Origin of the sequence: Labrenzia sp. C1B70 (assembly GCF_000475395.1) — a bacterium.
In the GTDB taxonomy this organism is placed as follows: Bacteria; Pseudomonadota; Alphaproteobacteria; order Rhizobiales; family Stappiaceae; genus Roseibium; species Roseibium algicola.
This window is the reverse complement of record NZ_AXCE01000034.1, coordinates 46,620-69,281: the sequence shown is the minus strand read 5'-3', so window position 1 is coordinate 69,281 and position 22,662 is coordinate 46,620. Positions and strand designations below refer to the sequence as shown.

At 57.9% G+C, this 22,662-nt stretch carries 29 protein-coding genes and 1 tRNA gene; 4 read left to right on the top strand and 26 right to left on the bottom strand.

What is annotated here, in order from left to right:
• Nucleotides 1-10 precede the first annotated feature (10 nt).
• The 14 genes from Q666_RS55065 to Q666_RS55005 form a co-directional block, all read right to left on the bottom strand.
• Nucleotides 11-415, bottom strand: a complete 405-nt coding sequence (locus tag Q666_RS55065; protein WP_022998308.1) for an ACT domain-containing protein — start codon at nucleotides 413-415, stop codon at nucleotides 11-13.
• Between the two features lie 13 nt (nucleotides 416-428).
• On the bottom strand, nucleotides 429-1,019 hold the full coding sequence (locus Q666_RS55060; protein ID WP_022998307.1) for a hypothetical protein: 591 nt from the start codon (nucleotides 1,017-1,019) through the stop codon (nucleotides 429-431).
• 172 nt (nucleotides 1,020-1,191) lie between these two features.
• Nucleotides 1,192-2,154, bottom strand: coding sequence for a VOC family protein (locus tag Q666_RS66835; RefSeq protein ID WP_022998306.1), 963 nt, complete (start codon nucleotides 2,152-2,154; stop codon nucleotides 1,192-1,194).
• Nucleotides 2,151-2,786 carry a TetR/AcrR family transcriptional regulator gene (locus Q666_RS55055; RefSeq protein ID WP_022998305.1) on the bottom strand — a complete coding sequence of 212 codons (636 nt, stop codon included), beginning with the start codon at nucleotides 2,784-2,786 and terminating at the stop codon, nucleotides 2,151-2,153. Before Q666_RS55055 ends, Q666_RS66835 begins: the two co-directional genes overlap by 4 nt.
• Nucleotides 2,787-3,013: 227 nt before the next feature.
• Nucleotides 3,014-3,703 (bottom strand): SDR family NAD(P)-dependent oxidoreductase, encoded by a 690-nt coding sequence (locus tag Q666_RS55050; protein ID WP_031268346.1) that lies wholly within the window; start codon nucleotides 3,701-3,703, stop codon nucleotides 3,014-3,016.
• Nucleotides 3,704-3,773: 70 nt separating this feature from the next.
• Nucleotides 3,774-4,166: a cupin domain-containing protein gene (locus Q666_RS55045; RefSeq protein WP_022998303.1), complete on the bottom strand. Its 393-nt coding sequence runs from the start codon at nucleotides 4,164-4,166 to the stop codon at nucleotides 3,774-3,776.
• 21 nt (nucleotides 4,167-4,187) lie between these two features.
• Nucleotides 4,188-5,360 (bottom strand): isovaleryl-CoA dehydrogenase, encoded by a 1,173-nt coding sequence (locus tag Q666_RS55040; protein ID WP_022998302.1) that lies wholly within the window; start codon nucleotides 5,358-5,360, stop codon nucleotides 4,188-4,190.
• Nucleotides 5,361-5,381: 21 nt separating this feature from the next.
• Entirely contained in the window at nucleotides 5,382-5,828 is a 447-nt protein-coding gene (locus Q666_RS55035; protein ID WP_022998301.1) for a GNAT family N-acetyltransferase, read from the bottom strand.
• A 3-nt stretch (nucleotides 5,829-5,831) separates the two neighbouring features.
• Complete coding sequence (locus Q666_RS55030) at nucleotides 5,832-6,275, bottom strand: PaaI family thioesterase (RefSeq protein ID WP_022998300.1); 444 nt, start codon at nucleotides 6,273-6,275, stop codon at nucleotides 5,832-5,834.
• Complete coding sequence (locus Q666_RS55025) at nucleotides 6,275-6,700, bottom strand: MerR family DNA-binding transcriptional regulator (protein ID WP_022998299.1); 426 nt, start codon at nucleotides 6,698-6,700, stop codon at nucleotides 6,275-6,277. The genes Q666_RS55030 and Q666_RS55025 overlap by 1 nt, the downstream gene beginning before the upstream one ends.
• Nucleotides 6,701-6,790: 90 nt before the next feature.
• Nucleotides 6,791-7,501 carry a GH25 family lysozyme gene (locus tag Q666_RS55020; RefSeq protein ID WP_022998298.1) on the bottom strand — a complete coding sequence of 237 codons (711 nt, stop codon included), beginning with the start codon at nucleotides 7,499-7,501 and terminating at the stop codon, nucleotides 6,791-6,793.
• Nucleotides 7,502-7,557: 56 nt separating this feature from the next.
• Nucleotides 7,558-7,980 carry a VOC family protein gene (locus tag Q666_RS55015; RefSeq protein WP_022998297.1) on the bottom strand — a complete coding sequence of 141 codons (423 nt, stop codon included), beginning with the start codon at nucleotides 7,978-7,980 and terminating at the stop codon, nucleotides 7,558-7,560.
• Between the two features lie 158 nt (nucleotides 7,981-8,138).
• Complete coding sequence (locus tag Q666_RS55010) at nucleotides 8,139-8,423, bottom strand: YciI family protein (RefSeq protein WP_022998296.1); 285 nt, start codon at nucleotides 8,421-8,423, stop codon at nucleotides 8,139-8,141.
• 77 nt (nucleotides 8,424-8,500) lie between these two features.
• The gene (locus Q666_RS55005; RefSeq protein ID WP_022998295.1) at nucleotides 8,501-8,926 is read right to left on the bottom strand and encodes an organic hydroperoxide resistance protein; all 426 of its coding nucleotides are present in this window, start codon (nucleotides 8,924-8,926) and stop codon (nucleotides 8,501-8,503) included.
• A 148-nt stretch (nucleotides 8,927-9,074) separates the two neighbouring features.
• On the opposite strand from Q666_RS55005, the gene Q666_RS66830 reads away from it, so the two are divergent.
• On the top strand, nucleotides 9,075-9,884 hold the full coding sequence (locus Q666_RS66830; protein ID WP_022998294.1) for a MarR family transcriptional regulator: 810 nt from the start codon (nucleotides 9,075-9,077) through the stop codon (nucleotides 9,882-9,884).
• 313 nt (nucleotides 9,885-10,197) lie between these two features.
• Here the strand turns inward: Q666_RS66830 and Q666_RS65100 are convergent, their stop codons facing one another.
• Entirely contained in the window at nucleotides 10,198-10,791 is a 594-nt protein-coding gene (locus Q666_RS65100) for a TetR/AcrR family transcriptional regulator (RefSeq protein ID WP_161633198.1), read from the bottom strand.
• Between the two features lie 49 nt (nucleotides 10,792-10,840).
• Here Q666_RS65100 and Q666_RS0133775 point away from each other — a divergent pair, with 49 nt between their 5' ends.
• Nucleotides 10,841-11,281, top strand: a complete 441-nt coding sequence (locus Q666_RS0133775; RefSeq protein ID WP_022998292.1) for a DUF1330 domain-containing protein — start codon at nucleotides 10,841-10,843, stop codon at nucleotides 11,279-11,281.
• Nucleotides 11,282-11,309: 28 nt separating this feature from the next.
• Here Q666_RS0133775 and mgtE read toward each other — a convergent pair whose 3' ends face one another.
• From mgtE to Q666_RS54980, 6 genes are all read right to left on the bottom strand, one after another.
• On the bottom strand, nucleotides 11,310-12,725 hold the full coding sequence (mgtE, locus tag Q666_RS55000) for a magnesium transporter (RefSeq protein WP_022998291.1): 1,416 nt from the start codon (nucleotides 12,723-12,725) through the stop codon (nucleotides 11,310-11,312).
• Between the two features lie 174 nt (nucleotides 12,726-12,899).
• Nucleotides 12,900-13,268 (bottom strand): hypothetical protein, encoded by a 369-nt coding sequence (locus Q666_RS65095; RefSeq protein ID WP_022998290.1) that lies wholly within the window; start codon nucleotides 13,266-13,268, stop codon nucleotides 12,900-12,902.
• The gene (locus tag Q666_RS54995; RefSeq protein ID WP_022998289.1) at nucleotides 13,261-13,749 is read right to left on the bottom strand and encodes a hypothetical protein; all 489 of its coding nucleotides are present in this window, start codon (nucleotides 13,747-13,749) and stop codon (nucleotides 13,261-13,263) included. Before Q666_RS54995 ends, Q666_RS65095 begins: the two co-directional genes overlap by 8 nt.
• A gap of 111 nt (nucleotides 13,750-13,860) precedes the next feature.
• Entirely contained in the window at nucleotides 13,861-14,460 is a 600-nt protein-coding gene (locus Q666_RS65090; protein ID WP_152533413.1) for a hypothetical protein, read from the bottom strand.
• A 219-nt stretch (nucleotides 14,461-14,679) separates the two neighbouring features.
• Nucleotides 14,680-14,766, bottom strand: a tRNA-Leu gene (locus Q666_RS54985).
• 132 nt (nucleotides 14,767-14,898) lie between these two features.
• The gene (locus Q666_RS54980; protein WP_022998287.1) at nucleotides 14,899-15,165 is read right to left on the bottom strand and encodes a FliM/FliN family flagellar motor switch protein; all 267 of its coding nucleotides are present in this window, start codon (nucleotides 15,163-15,165) and stop codon (nucleotides 14,899-14,901) included.
• A 98-nt stretch (nucleotides 15,166-15,263) separates the two neighbouring features.
• On the opposite strand from Q666_RS54980, the gene lipB reads away from it, so the two are divergent.
• Both lipB and Q666_RS54970 read left to right on the top strand, forming a co-directional pair.
• Nucleotides 15,264-15,971 carry a lipoyl(octanoyl) transferase LipB gene (lipB, locus tag Q666_RS54975; protein ID WP_022998286.1) on the top strand — a complete coding sequence of 236 codons (708 nt, stop codon included), beginning with the start codon at nucleotides 15,264-15,266 and terminating at the stop codon, nucleotides 15,969-15,971.
• Between the two features lie 291 nt (nucleotides 15,972-16,262).
• The gene (locus Q666_RS54970; RefSeq protein WP_051990176.1) at nucleotides 16,263-18,185 is read left to right on the top strand and encodes a methyl-accepting chemotaxis protein; all 1,923 of its coding nucleotides are present in this window, start codon (nucleotides 16,263-16,265) and stop codon (nucleotides 18,183-18,185) included.
• 89 nt (nucleotides 18,186-18,274) lie between these two features.
• Here Q666_RS54970 and Q666_RS54965 read toward each other — a convergent pair whose 3' ends face one another.
• The 5 genes from Q666_RS54965 to Q666_RS54945 all read right to left on the bottom strand — a co-directional run bounded on the left by Q666_RS54965 (nucleotide 18,275) and on the right by Q666_RS54945 (nucleotide 22,650).
• On the bottom strand, nucleotides 18,275-19,183 hold the full coding sequence (locus tag Q666_RS54965) for an NAD-dependent epimerase/dehydratase family protein (RefSeq protein ID WP_022998284.1): 909 nt from the start codon (nucleotides 19,181-19,183) through the stop codon (nucleotides 18,275-18,277).
• Nucleotides 19,159-20,025 carry a glycosyltransferase gene (locus Q666_RS54960; RefSeq protein ID WP_022998283.1) on the bottom strand — a complete coding sequence of 289 codons (867 nt, stop codon included), beginning with the start codon at nucleotides 20,023-20,025 and terminating at the stop codon, nucleotides 19,159-19,161. The genes Q666_RS54965 and Q666_RS54960 overlap by 25 nt, the downstream gene beginning before the upstream one ends.
• A gap of 8 nt (nucleotides 20,026-20,033) precedes the next feature.
• Nucleotides 20,034-21,254 carry an NAD-dependent epimerase/dehydratase family protein gene (locus tag Q666_RS54955; RefSeq protein ID WP_022998282.1) on the bottom strand — a complete coding sequence of 407 codons (1,221 nt, stop codon included), beginning with the start codon at nucleotides 21,252-21,254 and terminating at the stop codon, nucleotides 20,034-20,036.
• A gap of 144 nt (nucleotides 21,255-21,398) precedes the next feature.
• Nucleotides 21,399-21,686 carry an acylphosphatase gene (locus Q666_RS54950; RefSeq protein WP_022998281.1) on the bottom strand — a complete coding sequence of 96 codons (288 nt, stop codon included), beginning with the start codon at nucleotides 21,684-21,686 and terminating at the stop codon, nucleotides 21,399-21,401.
• Nucleotides 21,687-21,759: 73 nt separating this feature from the next.
• On the bottom strand, nucleotides 21,760-22,650 hold the full coding sequence (locus Q666_RS54945) for a DMT family transporter (RefSeq protein WP_031268330.1): 891 nt from the start codon (nucleotides 22,648-22,650) through the stop codon (nucleotides 21,760-21,762).
• Nucleotides 22,651-22,662 lie beyond the last annotated feature (12 nt).

Below are 22,662 nucleotides of genomic sequence, written 5' to 3'. Positions count from 1 at the left end.
AAAAGTAGTGTCAGATGTCTCCGGCGAGTTTGCGCAGTGCTGCCAGGGCATCATCGGCGCGCTCTTCGGGCACAAAAACATGATCGTGAAAATAGGCTGCGACCACATTTGCCGAAATACCCTCAGCGGCCAATGCAGCCGAGATCGACGCCGTCAGCCCCACGGCTTCAAGTGAGGAATGCACCGTCAGGGTTATCCGGCGAAACCATTCGGCCTCGGCCAAACCCAGTTCGCGCGCACGCTCCACCGGCAGGATCGCTGTCAGGCCCTCCGTTTCCGCAAAAAGCCCGATCGGGTCGTATTCCGCCAGGTCCGTCATGGATTTCGAAGCGAAGGTGCAGAACACATAAGGCTCCGGATCCAGCATCGGACGCATCTGGGAGATCAGGGTGGCAAGGTCGGTTTCACCGGTCATTCGGATAATCCATTCAAAGAAGTTTGCGCATCAGCGGCCGCCGCGGGCTTCTGCGTGCGATTTCGACAAAACCTGCTCTACGGAAGACGTCTGCTATACCCACGAAGCCTTCTCCCCATTGAAGGGGCTTTTCCGATTCCATTGGACAAGCATCCAGTTGATGCGCTCCTTGCGCTTTGGCGTGGTCGATGCCTGCATCAAGCAACACGGACATCAACCCGGTTTTGCGATGTCCGTTTCTCATAAAGAAACATGTGACGGCATATGTCGCCGCCAGCGCTTGTTCGCTGTCATCCGGCAGCGGCTGGGTGGTTTTGCCAAGCTGAAAACGTAGATACTGCATGCGTGGACCCAGTGCGATCCATCCCACGGCCAGATTGCCACGATAGGCCAGAAGCCCTGGCACCGGACCCGCGTCCACTTTCTGCTGGAATGCATCGCGCCGTTCATCACGGGTCATCGCTTTCCAGTCCCTTCCCCGCAAGAACGGCCACATGCACCAGCAACCGCCAGACGCCCCCCTCTCCGGTCCGAACAGATCCACCAGATCTGCCCAGCGCTCCGGGGTTGCAATCTGAATGTGGACGGGATCGTTATGTGTCATATCCACTCCTCCGGATTGCAAAGTTGCACGGAAAGAACGGGGACGGCAATCCCGGTGAAAGTGTCTGTTCCACAAAAGCAAAACGCCGCACAACAGGCGGCGTTTCGGATTTTCCTTCTTCGCTCAAGCCTCGTTGGGCTCTCAAGACAACGGGCTGCGTGAAAGCTCCAATTCAGGCAGCGGCTTCCAGCCCGGCAATGTCGATCTTCCTCATCTTCATCAGGGCAGCACTGACACGGCCAGCCCGTTCCGGATTGCCAGCATGCATCAGCCGAGGCAACGCCTTCGGTACGATCTGCCAGTGAACACCGTAGCGGTCTTTCAACCAGCCGCACTGCCCTTCTTCCCCGCCATCGGCAAGGAGCGCCTGCCAAAGCCTGTCCGTTTCCGCCTGATCTTCCGTCAGTATGGAAATCGAGGTCAGATAACTTGGCTGCATATCCGGGTTGCCGTTCAGTATCATGAAAGGTGAACCCGCCAGGGTGAACTCGGCAACAAGCACAGGTCCATTCGGATCCGGCCGGAAGACCGAACCCATCACACTATCCGGCAATAGGGACGTATAGTATTTGGCGGCTTCTTCGCCCTTCTCACTGAAGAACAGGCAAGTGCGCACCTTGGCGGAAAACGCAGGAGTAGTTTGCAAACCCTCAATGGCAATCGACCTTGCAAGCTCATCAAGCTGAGAGGAAGCAGCCTTCCAGCCTTCCTCAAAACCCATTTCCAGGTGCTTGTTCCTGTCTGCTTCCGAAGTGTGGCGAGCCCCCCATGTGAAGCGCGTACCAACACCGGGAACATCTGCCAGTTCCACATACCCGGTCATGAACGCGTTTTCCCGCGGCACATATCCTTCCGAATAGGCATCCGTGAACGTAAGCTTCTCACCGTCGACAACTTCCAGAAACATTCCGACGTTCTCGAACAGCTCCCCTTCGGGACCAGCCATCACTGTGTTGAAACGTCCTCCCGGACGCACGTCCATGTCGGCCTTCGGTACGAACCAGGGCTTCGGGCAAAACCACTGCTTCAATAATTCGGGTTTGGTCCAGCATTGCCAGACGGCCTCGCGCGGCGCGGCAATGACGCGGCTGAGTTCCAGTGTCAGACCTTCCTTGCGAATTTCGACTTCACTCATAGCGCTCTCCCGTTTCTAGACCGGCCGAACAACAGTTCGACGTAACGTTTCAGATGATCGATGCTGTCAGTTGCTATCGACGGCGCATTGCCTGCCTTTGCCAGCACGAATGCCCCCTGGATCACGACCTGTGTGTGAAGCGCCAGGCTTTCCGCACCACCTGGAACTTCAACGCCCCGGGCTTCAGCTGCTTTTGCGATATCGGAAACCAGCGTTGCGGCGTGCCCCGTTATGCTGCGGTTGCAGGCATCGCGGATGGAGGGGTTCGTGTCATAGACTTCCTGGACCATGGTCCCGACCAGACAAGTGAACTCCGGCACATCGCCCTGCACCAGTGCCTTGCGGAAATCGAGATAGCCGAGCACCCGTTCCAACGGATCTTCGGGATCGTGATACGTCGCCTTCTCGAACAGTGCCCCGGTCGTTTCAGACCAATAATCCGCAGCGGCCACTGCCAGATCGTCCTTCGAACGAAAGTGGTGGAAGAAGGCCCCCTTGGTCACGCCCGCCTCCCGGCACAGATCATCGACGGTGGTGGCCGTGTAGCCCTTCATGCGGATCACACGCAGTGCCGAATCCAGCAGCTTGATCCGCGCATCGGGCCGTTTGGTCTTTTGAGGTTTCTCTGTCATGCGCTATTCATACCGACCAGTTGGTATGTTGTCAATCAACTTGCTTTACGACCGTGCTGCAACTCCCTGTCACCGGCTAGCAAGGATGCGCCAAAGGCGTTTGAGCGAGCGGGGTTTCTGAAATTGAGGCATTGAAAATCCAAAGGGTACCCCGCCAACACCTGAATTGAGCGGACGAAGACCGCTTGGTGATCGCAACACGCCGGGATTTAAGCCCAGGCCATGCCTTACCAGGGGATCAGCCTGCCGTTTTGATCGAAAAATCCACCGGTGTCGGCAGGCGTAAGACTGGTCAGCACATTGACAAGACGCTCTGCTGCAACAGCCGGTTCCTGCACGTCGAGCCCGGTTTTCGCAAAGTTCTCGGTCAAGGGTGTTTTCACCGTGCCGGGATGAAGCGCAACACAGAGAGCAGCGGGATTTTTGCGTGCCAGTTCGATAGACGCCGTACGGACCAGTTGATTGAGTCCAGCCTTCGCGGCCCGGTAAGCAAACCATCCACCAAGACCGTTGTCGCCGATCGAACCGACCCGGGCCGAAAGCGTCGCAAAGACGCTTCTTCCCTCTTTCGGCAGGAGTGGCAAAAAGTGTTTCATCAGCAGTGCCGGTCCAATGGCGTTGATCGCATATGAACGGGCAAGGACTTCAGGATCGAGTTCGCGCAGGCTCTTTTCCGGACGGGCACTGCCCAAGGTAAGCGCTCCGGTGGCATCGAACAGCAATCGAACATCCCCCTCTTCCTCCCTTATCCAGTCGGCACAGGCCTGGATCATGCGTTCGTCGAGCAGGTCGAGAGGTGGTGACGACGTTCGATGAAGGGCGATAACCTTGTCGTAGCCGCTGCCCGCTTCAAGGTGGTCTCTCATGGCTGAGCCAATTCCGCCGCTGGCCCCAAAGATTACCGCAATTGACGTCATTCACTGCCTCACTTTCGTCGTGACAGCGATACGCAGAAAAAGCCGGATCGGTTCGCCAGCAGGATTGGTCTCAGGTGCTGCCGACCGTCGCTTCCCAGGGCCCATCAACAAATTCGGCTTCGTCATCCCCTGGCCAGGGAGGCATGGAGATACAGATGAACTGCAGAACGCTTTCACCGGTGTTGCGGTACTGGAAAGCAGTTCCAGCCGGGATATCGATGGAGACACCGGCTTCCAGGTCGACAACGCCCTGGCTGGAATCGTTGGACCTCCAGATCTGTCCATGGCCGGAAAGCACATGCCAGAACTCATGCACGGTCCTGTGCCGTGTTGCGCGGTTGGTCTGGCCGACAGGAACAGTCGAATGGATCATGTTTCCTGTCGGCCCATCCATGATGAAACGGATATCGGCCCCCGCCGGAGATTTCGCGTCGGGCTTTTCGGGAAGCCGGGTCTGTTTCATGCCATTCTCCGAGTTCGGTGATCAGGCCGTCTTGTTAAAGATCTCACGACCGATCAGCATTCGCCGAATTTCGGAAGTTCCCGCACCAATCTCGTACAGCTTGGCGTCACGCAGCAAACGCCCGGTCGGATATTCGTTGATGTAGCCATTGCCACCAAGCAGCTGGATTGCATCAAGTGCCAGTTTGGTTGCGTTTTCGGCAGCGTAGAGGATTGCACCAGCGGCGTCTTCGCGCGTGGTCTCGCCCCGGTCGCACGCCTTGGCAACCGCGTAGACGTAGGACTTGGTGGCGTTCATGGTCACATACATGTCGGCGACCTTGCCCTGTACAAGCTGGAATGTGCCGATCGGCTGGCCGAACTGCTCGCGCTCGTGGACATAGGGAATGACCACGTCCATGGCTGCCTGCATGATGCCGACGGCCCCTGCAGCCAGAACGGCGCGCTCGTAGTCCAGACCCGACATCAGCACGTTGACGCCCTTGCCAACCTGGCCGAGGACGTTTTCTTCCGGCACTTCGCAATCCTGGAACACCAGTTCACCGGTTTCGGACCCGCGCATGCCGAGCTTGTCGAGTTTCTGCGCGACGGAAAAACCTGGGAAGCTCTTCTCGACCAGAAATGCGGTAATGCCCTTCGGCCCGGCTTCCGGATCGGTCTTGGCATAGATGATCATCGTATCGGCGGACGGACCGTTGGTGATCCACATCTTGGAGCCGTTGAGGACGTACCGATCGCCCTTCTTTTCCGCCTTTAGTTTCATGGAAACGACGTCTGAGCCAGCGCCCGGCTCCGACATGGCCAGCGCACCCAGATGTTCGCCGGTCACGAGATTGTTCAGATAGCGCTTCTTCTGGTCGTCACTTCCCCAGCGGCGAAGCTGGTTGACACACAGGTTTGAATGGGCGCCATAGCTGAGGCCGATGGAGGCGGACGCCCGGCTGACCTCTTCCATGGCAATGCAGTGCTCCAGGTAGCCCAGACCCGAACCGCCCCATTCTTCCTCCACTGTGATCCCGTGAAGGCCAAGGTCTCCCATTTCCGGCCAGAGCTCCCGCGGGAACCAGTCCTCGCGGTCGATCTTTTCTGCCAGTGGCGCAATCCGGTCCTGACTGTAGGACCGAACGGTGTCGCGCAGCATGTCGGCGGTTTCGCCGAGATCGAAATTGAAACCCGGAAAATCGTTACGGATCATCTTGATTACCTCCCAGAGTTCTTAAGGCCTGTCGTATCGGACAAAATCGCTCAAAACGCCGATCCGGTCGTAAAGCTGCCGGGCGCGTGTATTGTGATCATGTGTGTGCCAGTAGACTTTGCCGCTGGCAGACGGTTCTTCGGTCGCGGCCCTGTAGACCGCCTCGATCAGCTTGCGGCCGGCTCCGCCACCACGAAGCTTCTCGCTGACATACAGATCTTCCAGATAGCAGGTGGACGAACTGGCCCAGGTACTATCGTGAAAAAGGTAATGGACCAGTCCAACCAGCTCATTCTCCTGAACTGCCACGAACGCGCTGTGACCTGCATCGGAATGCAGTCGCTCAAAGAGGGTTTCCGTCACTCCCGGCGCCAGATCCTGCTCGTAGAATGCAAGATAGGCCTTCCAGAGTTCGAGCCAGCCCGGCTTGTCGGATCGTTCCAGCGGCCTGATGGTGATATCGGTCATTCTTCAGTCCTTGACGCCGGCAACGCTCATGAGCGTGAACAGCCCCGTTGCGACATGCACCTGTTCGCCGTCATCCAGTCCGTAGACATCTGCCTTGGCTATGGTCAGCGTTCGTCCCGGTTTGACAACCCGGCCACGCGCAAGAAGCACCGGCTGTTTCGCCGGATTGAGCAGGTTGATCTTGTATTCGCTGGTCAACACCCCGAAGCCGGCGGAAAACAGCGTCAGAGCTGCATAGCCTGCCGCACTGTCCGCAATGGAAGACGTCGCACCGGCATGAAAAAAGCCGTGTTGCTGTGTCAGTTCCGGCTGCATCGTCAATTCCAGATCGACCGCTCCGGGCGAGACGTGAACCATCTTTGCCCCCAGATGGGTCATGAATTTCTGCGCGGCAAAACTGGCCCGGACACGGGGTTCCCAGTTTTCGTCTCGAGGCGAAAGATCCATCACTTGTCCTCCGAGGTCGCAACGGCGCCAGACAGTTGGTCCGGGCCTGTTTCAAGCTCGACCATGCGCGCCTTTGCACCGGCCTCGACATCGTCGAGTTCAACCAGGGTCAATTCGATATCGCGCTGTTTTTCGAGAAGTTCTGCCCGGCGGGCGGCGATCCTGTCGAGGAGCAGCCGCAGCTGGCCGGTTTCACCGGGCGCACTGCCGTACATCTCGATCATTTCCTTGATTTCGTTCAGTGAAAATCCGAGACGCTTGCCGCGAAGGATCAATTTGATGCGGGTACGATCACCAGGTGTGTAAAGGCGTTGACGACCCCGGCGCGTCGGCGACACCAGCCCCTGCGCTTCGTAGAACCGCAGGGTTCGGGTGGTAATGTCGAACTCCTGCGTCAGCTGGGTGATGGTGTAATAACGCTGCATGCCCGCTCCTTGTTGGAGCGCACAGTTCCGTCTTTTTACGTTAAAGTCAACACGTCTATTTTAAAGCTTATATTTCATGAACTTGAGCAATCAGGATTTCAGATTATCCAAGCTCTTCTCTGGATGAAGGACATTCAGATCGACATCGCCGGAAATGCCTTTGATCGTGCCCCGGTCATGGTACTGCCAGAGCGACCAGTCTGACACATAGCCGGGAGAATGCCAGATCGACTGCGTCCAGAGACGGCGGTTCAGCCCCTTGCCCTTCAGATAGTCCAGATAGAAGTCCTCCGGCACATAAAGGATGACCTGCTTGCCGCGACCCTGCTCGACCAGAGCAACGAAATCACTGATTTCCTGCAGCACTTCCTCGGCCGGCGGACGGCGCGCGCAGTTCCCGGTGAATTCCAGATCCACCACCGGCGCCAGCATGTCGCTGTCCTGAGGCAGAACCGACAGGAAGTTTTGCGCCTGCTCGCGGCCGGATTTGCACAAACTGAAGAAATGATAGGCACCACGCGCCAGACCCGCGCCTCCTGCTCCGGCCCAGTTGCGGGCAAAGGCACGGTCCTTGAAGTCTCCGCCCTCGGTTGCCTTCATGTAGACGAAGGCAATATCGTCCGCCGCCACCTGCGCCCAGTCGATATCACCCTGGTGGTGCGAAATATCGATGCCGCGGATCGTGTATTGGTTCCGGTCAGGCTCCCAGTTCATGAAGAAAAACGCCGCTCCGACAATCGAAATCACCCCGCCGACGGCAACGTAGAACAATGTCCGCAGGACCGCTTGCAAGAAATTCATTGCGCCACCTGTTATGACTTTCAAACGCCGTCACCCTGCCGCAAAACTGTTAAGAATCACGATAGGTAATTCGGCCAGAGCGGGGCTGCCGCCAGCTCCAGGACATTGCCGTCCGGGTCGTTGAAATAAAGGCTGGTGCCGCCTGCCGGCCATACGACCTCGCTGACAATTTCCACTCCCATCTCGCCCAGGTAAGCCCGCCAGGGTTCCAGTTGGTCGGACCCAATGCGAAACGCGAAATGACTGTGACCCGACGTATCGTGCCCGGGAACGATACCTCCCGGCGTCTCAACGTCCTCCCCGGTATGGCCGCGATGAAACACCAGAAGCGCCTGCGCGGGGCCGGCATCATAGGCAAACAGCCTTTCTCCAGCGACCATGCGCTTCAATCCCAGGATTTCGGAATAAAAGGTATGAGCCGTCTCCATGTCGTCGACATAAACGGCGGTTTCCAGGATGCCATCAAGCTTCGGCCGCATGTTCTTAATTCTCCGCGTGAGACAGGTCGGCCCTTCTTAACACCCATCCGCCGGGAATTTCAGGTTACCCGGCAAGGTTTTCTTTCAAATCGCCATCGCCAATTGGAATTGTCGTGTGACGGCTGCATTCCGCACAGAGGTGATCGCCCGTTATTGCGTCAAATCGGGAAGTTCCGTGCGTGCATGACCGGCTTGAATTCCGTCACGGTATATTCCGCAACGCCCGCCGACTTGAACGGGTCCTTGTTGATCGCCAGATCGACTTCGACACGGTCTGCTGCGCGCGCAAGGATCACACCACCGGTTCGCGGCTGTTTCGGACCGGACGCCAGGAACAGACCGGCCTCATACTGATCCCGCAGGAAGGACCTGTGTTCTTCCGCCAGAGCGTCTATTTCCCGCAGATCAGCAGTGTAGTGAAGATCGATAACAAAGAGGCTCACGAAAGCTCCTTTCCACCAACAGAAAGCCCAAAAAGAGGTCCGGCTCGACCACAAAAGGTCGAACCGGACAATCTGTGTCAGACGACAGTCAGCTTGACGTCAATGTTGTTCCGGGTGGCGTTTGAATAGGGGCAAACCTGGTGTGCCTTGGCAACGAGCTCTTCAGCTACAGCCTTGTCCAAACCCGGCAGGGACACTTCCAGCGCGACCGCCAGACCGAACCCGCCTTCAGAGCGCGGCCCGATGCCAACCGTCGAGGTGATGGACGTATCAGCCGGGACTGCGATCTTTTCCTGCCCGCCGACGAATTTCATCGCGCCAATAAAGCAGGCTGCATATCCGGCTGCGAACAGCTCTTCCGGGTTATTGCCTTCGCCGCCTGCGCCGCCGAGTTCTTTCGGCGTCGCCAGCTTGACCTTGAAGGATCCGCTCAACGTTTCCGCCGCACCATCACGGCCGCCGGTGGCCTTTGCCTTGGTTTCATATTTCACATCAACAGCCATCTGCAGGCTCCTTCTCTCAAATAGCAAGTCATTCAGCCATATATATCTCATACGTTTTAATCGTACACGATATAAATTACCCACATATACACACGCTTCCAATTCGTCAACAGTTGCGACCATATCGCGCGCGATTTATAAGGGGCGAATGAGCGAGACCACAAACCAGATGTCCCTGCTGGACGCGATTGGATTTTCCGCGCCGGAAGCGACTGAAAAACAAAAAAAAGACAAGCCGGCAAAAGCCGAAAAGTCTGAGAAGAAACAGCGCAAGAAGGCCGCTGCCAAGCCTGAGGCGGAAACGGCTTCCGGCGCTGAAAGCGATGACACACGCGAAGCGGAAACTGACGTTGCCGTCGCCGAGACGCCTGTCAGGCAAGAGATATCTGATACCGGGGAGACGCCTGACGTTTCTGCGGAAACGCAGGCTGGCGAAGATCCCGGCACCGAACAGGCCGCATCTGCATCCTCTGCCAATGACCCTGCGAGCGACCAGGACGACGACAGTCAGAAAATCCATGATGGCAGCTTGCCGCTCGACCGGCACTTGTGTTTTGCGCTGTATTCCGCCAACCACGCGATGCACGGCGTCTACAAGGCGTTGCTCAAGGAAGTCGGGCTCACCTACCCGCAGTTCCTGGCCATGACGGTGCTCTGGGAAACCAACAACGTTCCGGTCGGTACCATTACGTCCAAGCTGCAGCTCGACACCAACACGCTGACGCCACTGTTAAAGCGGCTTGAGGCCATGGGGCTGGTCACGCGGACACGCAACATCAAGGACGAGCGCCAGGTTATCCTGAAACTGACCCGCAAGGGCCGCGCCCTGCAGAAGAAAACGGAACATTTCAGCACCTGCATCATGTCTTCGACCGGACTGAAACTGGAAGAAGTCATCGACCTTCAGGCAAAGGTCATGACGCTTCGGGACAATTTGCGTAAAGCTGGCCTGGAGTGATACCTGGCATTGAGCAGCGGGCAAAATGAGTAGCCATCAAACAGGCTCCGGGAGGTTGCTGCACCAGCACAAATCTCGGGGCCTTTTGTTTTGGCAATAACGGGTCTGCGTGACCTTTTACAGCGCAGCTCAAGTCTTTGTCGACCGGCATCCCCCTCCATGGCGTCGTGTTTGTTGAATTCGACAACAAAACTTTCGACAGGAAGCAGCCATGGTCCTGGCATGCCTGCCCGCCGAACCTTTGAACCAAGGTTTTCCACTTCGCGTCAGGTGTGTTTGCTTTTAGTGACCCACCTTCACGACCTCCGCGGCATCATTTTTCCGTCAGCAATGCCTGCCGCAGTGTCCTCGTCAGGACAGCTTCCGCTTCGCCCTCATCCCAGCCGCAGTCCTGTGTCAACAGACCCCAGGCCTGCACACTGAACGACGCCCAGAGAAATTCTGAAGCCGACTTCGCTGTCCAGACGGATTGCAGCGCACCGTCGTGTTCCAGCGATCCGGTCAACACAAGCAACCATTGCCTCAGTTCCGACATCCGGTCTTCCCACGCCGCCGATGCGTCTGCATCGGTCGTTCGCAGGCGAATAAGATCCGAGGCAACAGGGTAGATTTCCTTCACGAAGCCGATCCAGACGGCAATAGTAGCATTCAGCCGTTCATGCGGCTGAGGCCTGTCAAAGGCTGCAAACAGTTTTGCCCGTATGTCGAGACGTTCATCAGCCCGCCGCACGAGCGCCAGGATCAGCCCCCCACGCGAACCAAAGTGATCGTAGACGGACTGCCGGCTGATTTTTGCGGCCTTGGCGATTTCCGCCAGCGACACGTCCGCTCCCCGCTGCGAGATGAGCGTCCAGGCACTATCGAGAATTTCCGCGCGCGTGCGTTGCACTCTGGCTTGACTTGACACGTGTAAACTTTCCTGCAATTTGACACGTGTAAAGTTATGGAGAAGCCTCATGGACGTCAAGCAACAGTCAGCCCAATTCGTAACCTGGTACGGCCCGGGAACCGACGGCACCAGCCCGACGGAAAGCCAATGGACGCAGATCCTCAGCCGGGCGAACGACAAACCCGTAACCCTGATCAATTTCTTCAAGCTGAATGCCGCCGCGACATATGCGGACGGAACGACGGGTCAGTCGGGCCAGGAAGCCTTTGCCAGTTATGCGGCTGCAAGCATGCCGGCCATGGAGCGGGCTGGTGGACGGTTCCTTTATGTCGGACCGTTTCAGGGCATGTTCCTGGGGCAGGACGAGGATTGGGATCTGGTCGCTATCGGCGCCTATCCCGATTTAACCGCGTTGGTCGCACTCTATTCGGACAGCGCCTATCGTGAGGCCTTCCATCACCGCACGGCCGCATGCCTGCGACAGAAGGTTCTGGTATGCGGTGACTGACCATTAAACGAGGCCTGCCGATTGGAGGCTAGAACGGCAGGCCGAACCAAAGCGCCGCGATGCCGAGAAAGGCGAAGAAACCGACCACATCTGTTACCGTCGTCACGAAGACGCTCGAGGCGATCGCCGGATCGACGTTCATCTTGTCGAGCGCGATCGGGATCAAAAGGCCGGAGAGCCCCGCGAACAGCAGATTGATCACGATCGCACCGCCAATCACCACGCCGAGCCCCGGACTGCCAAACCACATCCAGGCGGTGACCCCGATGAGGATGGCCAGGGCAACGCCATTGAACACACTCACCAGAATTTCACGGTTGAGAACGCGCAAAAGATTGCGCGCACCCAGTTCCTGGGTGGCAATACCACGCACGGCAACGGTCATCGTCTGGGTGCCGGCGTTGCCACCCATGGAAGCGACGATCGGCATCAGCACCGCCAGCGCCACCATGGCCTCGATCGTGTCCTCGAACAGCGCAATCACCACCGAGGCAAGCACGGCGGTGCCAAGGTTGACGACCAGCCAGGTCAGCCGCGAGCGCGCAATGGTCATCACATTATCGGAAATCTCTTCATCACCGACACCGGCCAGGGCACGCAGGTCTTCTTCCGCTTCTTCCTGGATGACGTCGACGATGTCATCAACCGTCAAAACACCGACCAGACGGTCATTCTCATCGACAACGGCGGATGAAACGAGGTTGTAGCGCTCAAACCGGCGGGCGACCTCTTCCTGATCTTCCGTCGCGAGCACCGCCTGGCGGGTCTCCTCCATGATGGAAGTGACCTTCTCGTCCCGCTTGGTGCGCAGGATCTTGTCCAAGTGAACGGACCCGAGCAGTTTGAACGTCGGATCGACCACGTAGATTTCGTAGAAGCTGTCCGGAAGGTCGCGGGCCTCGCGCATGTAGTCGATCGTCTGACCGATGGTCCAGAACGGGGCAACCGCAATGAATTCGGTCTGCATGCGCCGGCCGGCGCTTTCTTCCGGATAATCCAGAGCCTTTTGCAGCTGGGCCCTGTCCGCATAGGGCAGTTCTTCCAGAATCGCAGCCTGGTCGTCCTCATCGAGGTCTTCCAGAATGTAGACCGCATCATCCGAATCGAGCTCGCCCAGACCTTCGGCAATGACTTCCGTCGGCAGGTCTTCCAGAACCTGCAGACGCACCGCCTCATCGATCTCGGTCAGCGCGGTATAGTCGAAGTCCTCGCCCAGAAGCCGGATGAAGGACGCTCGATCCTCCGGATCCAGCGTCTCGAGAAGGTCACCGGTGTCAGCTTCGTGAAGATCGGCGGCAAGGTGCCTCAAGCCATCCTGATCGTTCGCCTCGATTGCCGCTTCAACAGCCGCAATGAACTCGCGATTGAGATGCTCATCCTCGTCGCGCACCGGAATGTCGGGAGCGGGAGAGGCGGTGACATCAAGCTCGGATGCTTCACTCATCTGGCGCCTCCCCTCAAAACGCAACGAACTCTTCCGGCGAAAGGCACCGGACACTCCTCACCAGATCTAGCGTTTGCGGCGGCAAAGCGCCACCGGAAAAGCGAAACCGGTCCACAGACTTAACTCCGAAATGCCGGTCTGGTTCAAAAGCCTGCCAACTTTCCTTGAAGTCCTTCAACGCCTCTCGGGGCCGCTGCACCCCTTGTCCGCTGCAACGCTTCGCAAGTGATAGAGATAGTCACGCGTATCCTGTGGCAGAATGGCCTCGTCATCGGATATGCATCGCTCCGCACGGCGGAACGCGCGGCGCGCTCTTTCGCTGGCAAGACACACTCTGCCCGCAGCCAGCACCTCCTGCTCGACATACCAAAGCTGCTGGCACGTCATCGCGCCAAACCTGCCCGGATCAACGGCAGGATAAACGGAAAGTGACTGCGCAAATGCCGCCGGCGACACAAATGCAAGTGCCAGCCACACGAGAACGAACCTGGTTCGGAGGGCTTTCAGTCGCTCTGCAATGCCCTGTCTCACACCTTCACGCATGGGCGGGAAGCTGCCGATTGGTTGGCGCTGTGTCCGACGTGAGCGCGAGTGCATAGAGCAGCGCAAGCGTGACGCCATAGCGGAACGATGAGTAGAGACTTCCGATCAAGACCATGAGCAGCGTGCTGTTCGGCATTGCGGGAAGGACGTAGGTAAAAAACAGGATTGCCGAGACGGCAGTTAAAGCGACGCAGACCAGATACGCTTTCCAGGCAATCAGCGGACGAAACACCACAAGAAACAGCACCACGATCATCGCAGCCCCTTCCGCGCTCGTCACGAGAAGTTTCCAGAGCCCCGGCTCGCTCAAGAGACGCGACAAGAAGCTGCCCCATAAGGCGCCACTCGGCACCGTGACAAGCCAGAAATCCTTTACGGCGTAAATTTCGGGGAAGAGCTGTATCAGCAACAGGCAGATGACGAGCGTCAGAATCATGCCGCGGATCACCCAGCGCCAATCCGGCCTTGAGATATCGGACATGTCATCCCTCCCGTGTTTTCTCAATGACGGACAACAACACGACAAAGCGTCATCAAGAGACCTTCAGAACCGCTTCCACAGCCAGTGCGGAAACTCGCCGCAAAGGCCGCATCACTCGACCCCGCACTCCGGCGGCCGCGTATCCATGGTCCAATCCTGTACAGGCAGGGCACCGAGTGAAGTCTTGAAGTTCTTCCCGTTCAGGACCCCCTTGCCCGTCAGAAGGTTGACGTCACACTGCCCGTTCGCATCCGGATCCAGTGTATCGTAGTAGGAATAGGTGTATCCGGCGACCCGGAAGACGCCGTTACGATAGGCAATGGTCAGGACCTGTTCCCAACGGTTGCGTCCGACAGCCGAATTTTCCGAATAGATTTTCAACGAACCGTGTTCGGTTGCTTCCATCCAGGGCTCCTGGCCGTACATGCCGCCGCGCCACACCATGTCTTTCGCATGGGCAACCTGTTTCCAACCCTCTCCTGCGTCCGTAAAGACGTAGAGATCGGCGCCTTCTTCCGTTTCAACGAGGATTGCGCGAAAGCGATTGATATCGCCGTCGACGGGAGACGTCACTGCACCGGCAATGGCGCCGGCCAGGACCATTGCCTCCTGCACTTTCTCTTGTTCTTGCGCCTGAAGCGGACCTGCCAGCAAGCTCAGGGTCATCATTGCCACACAGGACGAAGTACTGATGGAACGGAAATTGAACACGTGCGGCTTCCTTCGATTTCGCATGAATGTGCCGGACCGGTTTTTGCCAGTAGCCCGCTGAGGCTGTTCCTTGCAGAAAAGCACATCGCAACAAACCCAAAAAGCCGGTATCTGAATTTTCCCAGAGCAATCAGGTATTTTGCGGGCAGTGCGGAAAAGCAAAAAGGCCGCCCGGAGGGGCAGCCTTTTGAGGAAGCATCGGTAGAAATGCTTCGAATATGGTGCGGTCGAGAAGACTCGAACTTCCACGGGTTTTACCCCACAGCGACCTCAACGCTGCGCGTCTACCAATTCCGCCACGACCGCATATTCGATTGTTCCCGGCGCCTCTCAGCGTCGAGGCGCTCCATGTAGCAAAAGGAATTTGGGGGCGCAAGAGGCCTTTTTGCATTAATTCACAGGCACGCGATTTTTCTTATGCAGAAATGCTTTAGTCCCTCACAGAGGGCCATCGGTACGCATGGGCCGGATGTCCGGCGGACGCATCAGAACTTCCGTGATCGAGATGCCTATCCGCTCACCGAGCAAAACCACCTGCCCCTTGGCGACCAGCGTATTGTTGGCATAGATCTTCACATCGTCGTCTTCGGCCACATCAAGGTCGATAACGGCGCCACGCCCCATGCGGAGCAACTGGTGGACAGGCATCTCGTTCTCCCCGAGAACGACGGAAATATCGACTTTGATTTCATCGAAGGTAGTCATCGGACGCCTTGATCCTTAAATAGGGCTACTGACCCGCCAGCGCTTAACCATACCACGGCATGGCAAGCCAGCTCAAAAAACAATGAAGTGTCATCCACATGTCACCCGCCGATAGAGACGCTCTTTCCCTTAGTTTTCTGCCAGTTTCCGGCTCGCGGCCGGTCGAATGGCGGATTTCCGACGAACTGGTCGATTATGAGACCGCTCTTCGGGAAATGGATGAAAGGGTCCAGAGAATCATTGCCGGCGAAGCCGACGAACAGGTCTGGCTGCTGGAGCATCCCCCGCTCTACACCGCCGGCACCAGCGCCAAGGACAGCGATCTTGTCGCTCCCGACCGCTTTCCGGTCTACCGGACAGGGCGCGGTGGACAGCACACCTACCATGGGCCCGGGCAACGCGTAGCCTATGTCATGCTCGATCTGAAGCGGCGTCAGCAGGATGTGCGGGCTTTTGTTTCCGCACTTGAAGCCTGGCTCATCAGCACGCTCTGGCACTATCACATTCGCGGCGAACGCCGGGAAGACCGCGTCGGCGTCTGGGTGCGCCGGCCAGACCGCGGGGCGACGGTCGAGGACAAGATCGCCGCAATCGGCATCCGCCTGCGCAAATGGGTCACATTCCACGGCATCAGCTTCAACGTGGAGCCTGAACTGGATCATTTTGACGGCATCGTGCCCTGCGGCATTACCGAACATGGCGTAACCAGTCTCGTGGATCTCGGCCTGCCCGTTACCATGGCCGAAAACGACAGCGTCCTTCGGGCCGAATTTGAAAAGATATTTGGCCCCACGGTTTCCGTGTGAAGCCACTCGCGCGGCGCAGGCTTCAAACAGGCACATTGAACTCTAGGTAATATCGAGTTCAAACTTGAGTTGTGTCAAAAACCAAAAAGCAACCTCAAGAAATTCCATTGTTATTTTTGCGAGTAACATTTAAAATCGCATGAAGTTTTCATTTTTTTAGTTCAAAGACGGCTTGGAAGCCGGTCGGATTTAGTATTCCTTCATTCAGATGAGCGAATACAGACACAAACCTTCTCAACTATGGGAATGAAGTTTGTGACCCAGGCTCTCTCAGTTCGCTCCCGTCGGAGCGTGATCACCAAAATCCTGCTGGCAGCCGCCGGCGTCATTGTTCTGATCTTCGCCGGCTTCGGCCTCTTCAACGACACCCTTCAGCGCAACGCAAAGACGGACGAAGTTCGCGACTACATGACCGGTGTCGGCCAGTCGGAAGTCAATATCGTCACAAACTGGTTCGAAGCGCGCATGCTGCTCATCGAGGCGTTGTCCGAACGCATTGCCAAGCAGCCCGAGGTAACGCCCGAGTTCTTCGACCTCAAGACCCTGACCAGCAATTTCAGCGCGACCTATTTTGGTGTGGAAGCAGACGGCGCCTTCAACATGTGGCCGCCGGCAGATCTGCCCGAAGGCTACGATCCGCGCGTGCGCCCCTGGTACAAGGATGCCGTCGCAAAAGGTGGACCCGTGATCACCGCCCCCTATCAGGACGCCTCAACCGGCAATCTCATCGTGACGGCTGCAACACCGGTAAAAACCGGCGGCACCCTTTCCGGTGTGGTCGGTGGTGACTTTGACATCACCACCTTGGCGAACATGCTTGCCTCGTCGAACATGAGCGGCCTCGGATACGTCTTTGTGGCCGACTCCAAGGGCACCATCCTGGTGCACCCGGACAGCAACATGATTTCCAAGCCGCTCAGTGAGCTGTTTCCCAACGAGCCGGTCAAGGTCAGTGCAGAACCGCAATACGCGTCCAGTGTGAATGGCGACCGTATTGTCCAGTTCGTTCCGGTCACCGGTTTGCCGGTCGACTGGCAGATTGGCCTCTCCGTTGATCGAAACGCCGCCTTTGCGAGCCTGACGAGCTTCCGCTATTCGGCACTCTTTGCGACCGTGATTGCAACCGTGCTGATGCTTGCCATCCTCGGTACCTTGTTCCAGACACTGCTGGCCCGTCCGCTCGCGTCCGTGACCAGTTCAATGGCCCAGATTGCGGAAGGCGATCTGGAAACCCCGGTCCAGGGCCTGGAGCGGAACGACGAGATCGGCTCGATCGCCAATGCCGTGGAGGTGTTCAAGACCAACGGCAAGGAACAGCGTCGCCTGGAAGCCGAACGCGCCACCGAGCAGGAAGCAAAGCATCGCAGGGCAGCAACCGTCGACCAGTTGCTTGGTGGTTTCAACCAGGAAATCCGCAGCGTTCTGGAAACCGTTTCCAACGCCACAGAAGAACTGGAACGCACCGCCCGCGAGCTGGCGCAAACTTCCGAACAAAGCTCGACCGATGCGGAATCGGCTGCCCGGACTACCGGCGATACTGCCGCCAATGTCCGCTCGGTTGCCGCAGCCTCCGAGGAACTGACGTCCTCTATCGCCGAAATCGCCCGGCGTGTCGAAGAGCAGGCCGGCATTTCCGAACGGGCCTCCAGCGCGGCTTCCCAGACGGATCAGACCGTACAGAGCCTCGTGGCAACCACCGACCGGATTAGCCAGATCGTCAGCCTGATCAACGACATTGCTGCCCAGACCAACCTTCTGGCGCTGAATGCCACCATTGAGGCGGCCCGCGCCGGTGAAGCCGGCAAAGGCTTTGCGGTTGTTGCATCGGAGGTGAAATCCCTGGCCAACCAGACTGCCCAGGCGACAGAGGAAATCGCAACGCAGATCCAGGCGATGCAGACAGTTTCGAACCGCGCTGCTGAAGCCATACGCGATATCAGCAACGTCATTGCGGAAATGTCCGAGATCTCCAAGGACATCTCTGTGTCGGTTGAACAGCAGAGCCTGGCGACCAACGAGATTTCGCGAAACGTCAACGAAGTCTCCACGGGTACGGACGCCATCTCCGAGACGATTATCCAGGTCTCCAGTGGCGCTCAGTCAACCGGCCGAAACGCTGCGGATGTTCTGTCTACAGCAGAGGCACTGACCAGCGAATCCGCCAACCTCAGCTCGAAGGTCGACCGCTTCTTCGACGACATCCGCGCTGCCTGATCTGGCACAAAGGCAAATGAAAAAGGCGGGCCGTTGAGCCCGCCTTTTTTTTGCCATACCGGCAAAAACACCCGATCAAAAGCTGAGCGTCAGGTGCCGGCCGCACCGCGCCCGGCTATTGAGCGCAGAAACACTTTCAGCTTTTCAGTTCCGCCAGGCGACCACCCAAGTGCCCGCAGCCGATCTGTCGACATTTCGCCTGGCGCCTGGTCCGATGCTGCCGGCACCTCAAGGTTCAAACCTGCTTCGGCCGCATAAAGTGCCAGAAGGTCCTGGCGGTCGAGCAGAAGATCCGAGACATTGTAGATCTGAAATGGTTCTTCATTTTCCCGTCGCTCTTCCAGAACCAGGGCAACGGCAGCAGCAAGGTCGTCCCCGTGAACTTCCGTCCCCCTGCGCGGGGCAATCGGAATACCGGCTGCAAAATCCCTGAAAAGCCCCGACCATTTGTGGTCTGCCGAGCCTGACCCAGGGCCGTAAACACCGGTCGCGCGCAAAACGATGCCGCGCATACTCTGGCCGCATAAAACCTTGAGTGCCCTCTCCCCTGCAAGCTTCACGTCGCCATAAAGCGTATCGGGTGCAGGTGCATCTGTTTCCGTAAGCTTTTCGCCTTGTCGGTGATCACCGTAAACAGCCCTGCTGGAGAGGAAAACGACTGTCCGGCATCCCATCTTCGCGGCCGCTTCAAAAAGACGTCGGGTACCGTCGACATTCAGCTTCCTGAACCGCTCTGGATCGTCCCCCTCACCGCCCCGGAACTTGCCGGGCTCATGGACCAGCGCACAATGAACGAGAGCATCGGCTTGCGGGAGTTGAGGATCCGAGTCAGCAAGGTCATAGGCCTGAAAGGCTGCCACGACGCCGTCAACCGGACGTCTGCCAAGAACCGTGACCGTGCAGCCATCGTCAAGCAGCCGCTTCTGGATGAATCGGCCAACCGTTCCGCTTGCCCCCGTCAGAAGTACATGCATCAGGACGCCTGCTTTGCCGCCCACTCCAGAGGTCCTGGCAGGCCGGCCATATCGTCCGGAATGTCGACCCCGGTCGCAAAAGCCTGCCAGAGATCGATCAGAGGACGCAACTTGGCGGTCTTTTCATGCCCCTCCTGCCAGGGCTTTTCATACTGGTAATGCAGCACATGGATCTGCTTCCAGTTCCAGAGTTCCGGCAGGTTGAACCAGACATACTGGAGCGTGTTGAAGAACACCGGCAACCCGTGCCAGTCGGGAAAATAGTCTTCCAGAAACGTCTGGTCCGTGCGCCGCCAGAAGGCCTCCGGCCTGTCCAGACGCGCCAGCATGGCCTCGAACGTGGCCCTATTCGGCCGGGCGGTAAAGACACCGCTGTTCAGACGGTGGAAGTCCTGCAGGCTTTCGTAGACATTGGGCGCTGCGCAGAACTCGGGATAGCCAAATAGCTTGTCGCAGTTCTGCAGCACGATGGCATCGGCATCGATGAAGATGACCTGGTCATATTCGTCGAGTTGCCACAGCCGCAGCTTGACGAAGTTGTCCAGAGGCGTGTGAAAGACCGGCTTTCCGCCCTTTGTGAACGGGGCCGCCTTGTGAATGCGGCCGCGTTCATGGCGCGCGTTGAAGCTTTCGCTCGTTGGCAGGCGCTCGCACCGGCCAAGCCGAGGTCTGAATTCCGCAAGGGCGGCAAGATCCGCCTCACCGACCCCGGGCGTATAGAGGACCACGAGGTCGGCTTCGGTTCCCGAATGCCGGAGCGAGCGCAGAAGCGCCGTCGCCCCGAGCACATAGTCCCGGTTCGTCACCAGTGTCACATAGGCACATGTGCTTCCAGGTGCCCGGTCGAACTGAGGAGTGTCTTGCATTCCCGGCCTCAGGAGACGGATTTCAGACGCGGATGTTCCGGATCCCGTTCAATCTCGTCGGCAATTTCCTTGGTCCAGGCGGACACTGCCGGTACGCGGCTGCGGTCGACGCGGTAGGCGAAGTTCTTCGCGACGTCCACCACCTCGCTCAACAGGCCTTCTTCCAGCGTGATCGGATTGAGGCCCAGTTCCAGGAACTGCTTGTTCTCGACAACCAGATCGTTTTCTGCCGCTTCCTTGCGCGGGTTTGGCAGATAGGCAACCTTCGCGCCGGTAAGGCGGGAGATCAGTTCTGCCAGATCCCGCACCCGGTGGGTCTCGGTCATCTGGTTGAACACCTTGACCCGGTCGCCCTTTTTCGGCGGGTTCTTCAATGCCAGCTCAATGCAGCGAACCGAATCCTGGATATGGATGAAAGCCCGTGTCTGGCCACCGGTGCCATGAACCGTCAGCGGATAGCCGATGGCTGCCTGGATCAGGAACCGGTTCAGAACCGTGCCATAGTCGCCGTCATAGTCGAACCGGTTGATCAGCTGTTTGTGGCGAAGGGTCTGTTCCGTATGCGTACCCCAGACGATCCCCTGGTGCAGGTCAGTGATCTTTAGCCCGTCGTTCTTGGCGTAGAACTGGAACAGCAGCTGATCCAGGCACTTGGTCATGTGATAGATCGAGCCGGGGTTGGCCGGATAAAGGATTTCCTGAGCCGCTTTGGTGCCGTTCAGGGTCTCGACGTCAACCGACAGGTAGCCTTCCGGAATTGCCGCACCGACACTGGAATAGCCGTAGACGCCCATGGTGCCGAGGTGGACAAGATGCGCATCGAGATCCAGCTCCACCATCGCGTTGAGCAGATGGTGCGTGGCGTTGACGTTGTTGTTGACCGTGTAGTTCTTGTGCTGATCCGATTTCATCGAATAGGGCGCAGCGCGCTGTTCGGCGAAATGGATGATGGCATCCGGCCGGTTCTCAGCAAGCCAGGCCTTGAACACTTCGTAGTCGCGGGCAATATCGATCAGGTGGAACCGGATTGTATTGCCGGTTTCCTGCTTCCAGATCCGGGTGCGTTCCTGGATTGAATCCATGGGCGTCAGCGATTGCACACCAAGCTCGGCATCGATCCAGCGACGGCTCAGATTGTCGATGATATGAACTTCATGGCCCTGATCCGACAAATGCAAGGATGTGGGCCAGCCGACAAAACCATCACCGCCAAGTATCGCAATCTTCACTGAAAATCTCCCGGTTTCACGTTTCGGCGCCGACCGTGCGGCACCGATTGCTTCATCTGAAAGATCAGATCATTGCGATATTTCCGTGACAACTCAACTTCGAATGTCGCGATTGATATAGAAAAGACGATTGGCCACAGCCGGTTAAGCCGTATCGCGCACCTCAAAGGCACCCGAGCAGGGCTCTACCGGCTCAAGATCCTTGACCAGGTTTACCCTTGCAAGAGACGGCCCATGCCAGAGCACATCCAGCATGTCGACAACGGTATCGGATGGGCCTGAAAACACGGCTTCGACCCCACCGGAGCTGAGATTGCGCACCCAGCCGGCCAGTGCCCTGTCTTCAGCTTCACCCGCACACCAGGCGCGGTACCCAACACCCTGGACCCTGCCCTCAATCAGCACGTGAACGGTCAATGGATCGGCGGTCATTCAGGTCTCCGAAGTTCGCGATGCTGCAAAAGCTTAGTGCAATCCTGTCTGTTCGCAAACGTCTGGGTGTGCTTCAGGCTGTGGACACTTGCGTATCGCGCTTTTGCTCGTCCAGCATGACCAGCAGCGACGCACCGACAATCACCAGCGCTCCCGGCCAGAATGCACCGCTCGGGGCAAAACCGAAAGCGAAGAAGCCGACCGCGATATTCAGCGGAAGCTTCAGGTGGTCGAAAGGCTGCACGAAGGCCGCATCGGCCTTCTGGTAGGCAAGGGTCAGCAAGTAGTTTGCCAGCACCGTCAGGGCACCGGCCCCCACGAGCAGCCACAGCGCCGGACCGGTTGGCACGATACCGCCCTCTCCCAGCGCAAGCAGTGCATTGACCGGTGTCAGGAGCAGCAGCAGGTAGATGGTGATGGAATCGGCATCTTCAGTTGCAGTCAACTTTTTGGTGACGAGAGAAGTTCCTGCCCAGAATGCAGCTGCCCCGACCGGCAAAAGTGCTGCCAGGCTGAAGCCTTCCGTCCAGGGCTCCAGAATGACCATGCCACCGGAGAAGCCCGCCAACGTCGCGAGCCACCGGATCAGGCCAACCCGTTCCCTGAAGAACAGCTTGGCGCCAATGATCACGAAAAACGGCGAAGTCATCACCAAGGCAATTGCCTGCCAGATCTCGACCCGCGCAAGACCGGCGACCCACAACTGGATCCCGATCACCGCAAGAACACCCCGCGCCAGATGCCATCCGATCTGATGTGTCTTCAAGGCGGAAAAGCCGCGCCGCAGGACGAATGGCAGGCCAACGAGAAGGCCCAGCGCATATTGCCAGAAGGCCGCGGACGTTGACGGCACGCCCAGTTGCATGGTCGAGGCTTGCAGGGCGCCGTTCACGATGGCAAACGAAGCCCCTGCCCCAATCATGGCAAGCGCGGCAAATATGGGCTTCTTCGAATTTTTTGACATGGGCGTCCTATC

What these genes read in the sequence shown, in the direction of transcription:
- Q666_RS55065 (WP_022998308.1), bottom strand. Translation starts at nt 415, where the DNA reads ATGACCGGTGAAACCGACCTTGCCACCCTGATCTCCCAGATGCGTCCG.
- Q666_RS55060 (WP_022998307.1), bottom strand. Translation starts at nt 1,019, where the DNA reads ATGACACATAACGATCCCGTCCACATTCAGATTGCAACCCCGGAGCGC.
- Q666_RS66835 (WP_022998306.1), bottom strand. Translation starts at nt 2,154, where the DNA reads ATGAGTGAAGTCGAAATTCGCAAGGAAGGTCTGACACTGGAACTCAGC.
- Q666_RS55055 (WP_022998305.1), bottom strand. Translation starts at nt 2,786, where the DNA reads ATGACAGAGAAACCTCAAAAGACCAAACGGCCCGATGCGCGGATCAAG.
- Q666_RS55050 (WP_031268346.1), bottom strand. Translation starts at nt 3,703, where the DNA reads ATGACGTCAATTGCGGTAATCTTTGGGGCCAGCGGCGGAATTGGCTCA.
- Q666_RS55045 (WP_022998303.1), bottom strand. Translation starts at nt 4,166, where the DNA reads ATGAAACAGACCCGGCTTCCCGAAAAGCCCGACGCGAAATCTCCGGCG.
- Q666_RS55040 (WP_022998302.1), bottom strand. Translation starts at nt 5,360, where the DNA reads ATGATCCGTAACGATTTTCCGGGTTTCAATTTCGATCTCGGCGAAACC.
- Q666_RS55035 (WP_022998301.1), bottom strand. Translation starts at nt 5,828, where the DNA reads ATGACCGATATCACCATCAGGCCGCTGGAACGATCCGACAAGCCGGGC.
- Q666_RS55030 (WP_022998300.1), bottom strand. Translation starts at nt 6,275, where the DNA reads ATGGATCTTTCGCCTCGAGACGAAAACTGGGAACCCCGTGTCCGGGCC.
- Q666_RS55025 (WP_022998299.1), bottom strand. Translation starts at nt 6,700, where the DNA reads ATGCAGCGTTATTACACCATCACCCAGCTGACGCAGGAGTTCGACATT.
- Q666_RS55020 (WP_022998298.1), bottom strand. Translation starts at nt 7,501, where the DNA reads ATGAATTTCTTGCAAGCGGTCCTGCGGACATTGTTCTACGTTGCCGTC.
- Q666_RS55015 (WP_022998297.1), bottom strand. Translation starts at nt 7,980, where the DNA reads ATGCGGCCGAAGCTTGATGGCATCCTGGAAACCGCCGTTTATGTCGAC.
- Q666_RS55005 (WP_022998295.1), bottom strand. Translation starts at nt 8,926, where the DNA reads ATGGCTGTTGATGTGAAATATGAAACCAAGGCAAAGGCCACCGGCGGC.
- Q666_RS66830 (WP_022998294.1), top strand. Translation starts at nt 9,075, where the DNA reads ATGAGCGAGACCACAAACCAGATGTCCCTGCTGGACGCGATTGGATTT.
- Q666_RS0133775 (WP_022998292.1), top strand. Translation starts at nt 10,841, where the DNA reads ATGGACGTCAAGCAACAGTCAGCCCAATTCGTAACCTGGTACGGCCCG.
- mgtE (WP_022998291.1), bottom strand. Translation starts at nt 12,725, where the DNA reads ATGAGTGAAGCATCCGAGCTTGATGTCACCGCCTCTCCCGCTCCCGAC.
- Q666_RS65095 (WP_022998290.1), bottom strand. Translation starts at nt 13,268, where the DNA reads ATGCGTGAAGGTGTGAGACAGGGCATTGCAGAGCGACTGAAAGCCCTC.
- Q666_RS54995 (WP_022998289.1), bottom strand. Translation starts at nt 13,749, where the DNA reads ATGTCCGATATCTCAAGGCCGGATTGGCGCTGGGTGATCCGCGGCATG.
- Q666_RS54980 (WP_022998287.1), bottom strand. Translation starts at nt 15,165, where the DNA reads ATGACTACCTTCGATGAAATCAAAGTCGATATTTCCGTCGTTCTCGGG.
- lipB (WP_022998286.1), top strand. Translation starts at nt 15,264, where the DNA reads ATGTCACCCGCCGATAGAGACGCTCTTTCCCTTAGTTTTCTGCCAGTT.
- Q666_RS54960 (WP_022998283.1), bottom strand. Translation starts at nt 20,025, where the DNA reads ATGCAAGACACTCCTCAGTTCGACCGGGCACCTGGAAGCACATGTGCC.
- Q666_RS54950 (WP_022998281.1), bottom strand. Translation starts at nt 21,686, where the DNA reads ATGACCGCCGATCCATTGACCGTTCACGTGCTGATTGAGGGCAGGGTC.
- Q666_RS54945 (WP_031268330.1), bottom strand. Translation starts at nt 22,650, where the DNA reads ATGTCAAAAAATTCGAAGAAGCCCATATTTGCCGCGCTTGCCATGATT.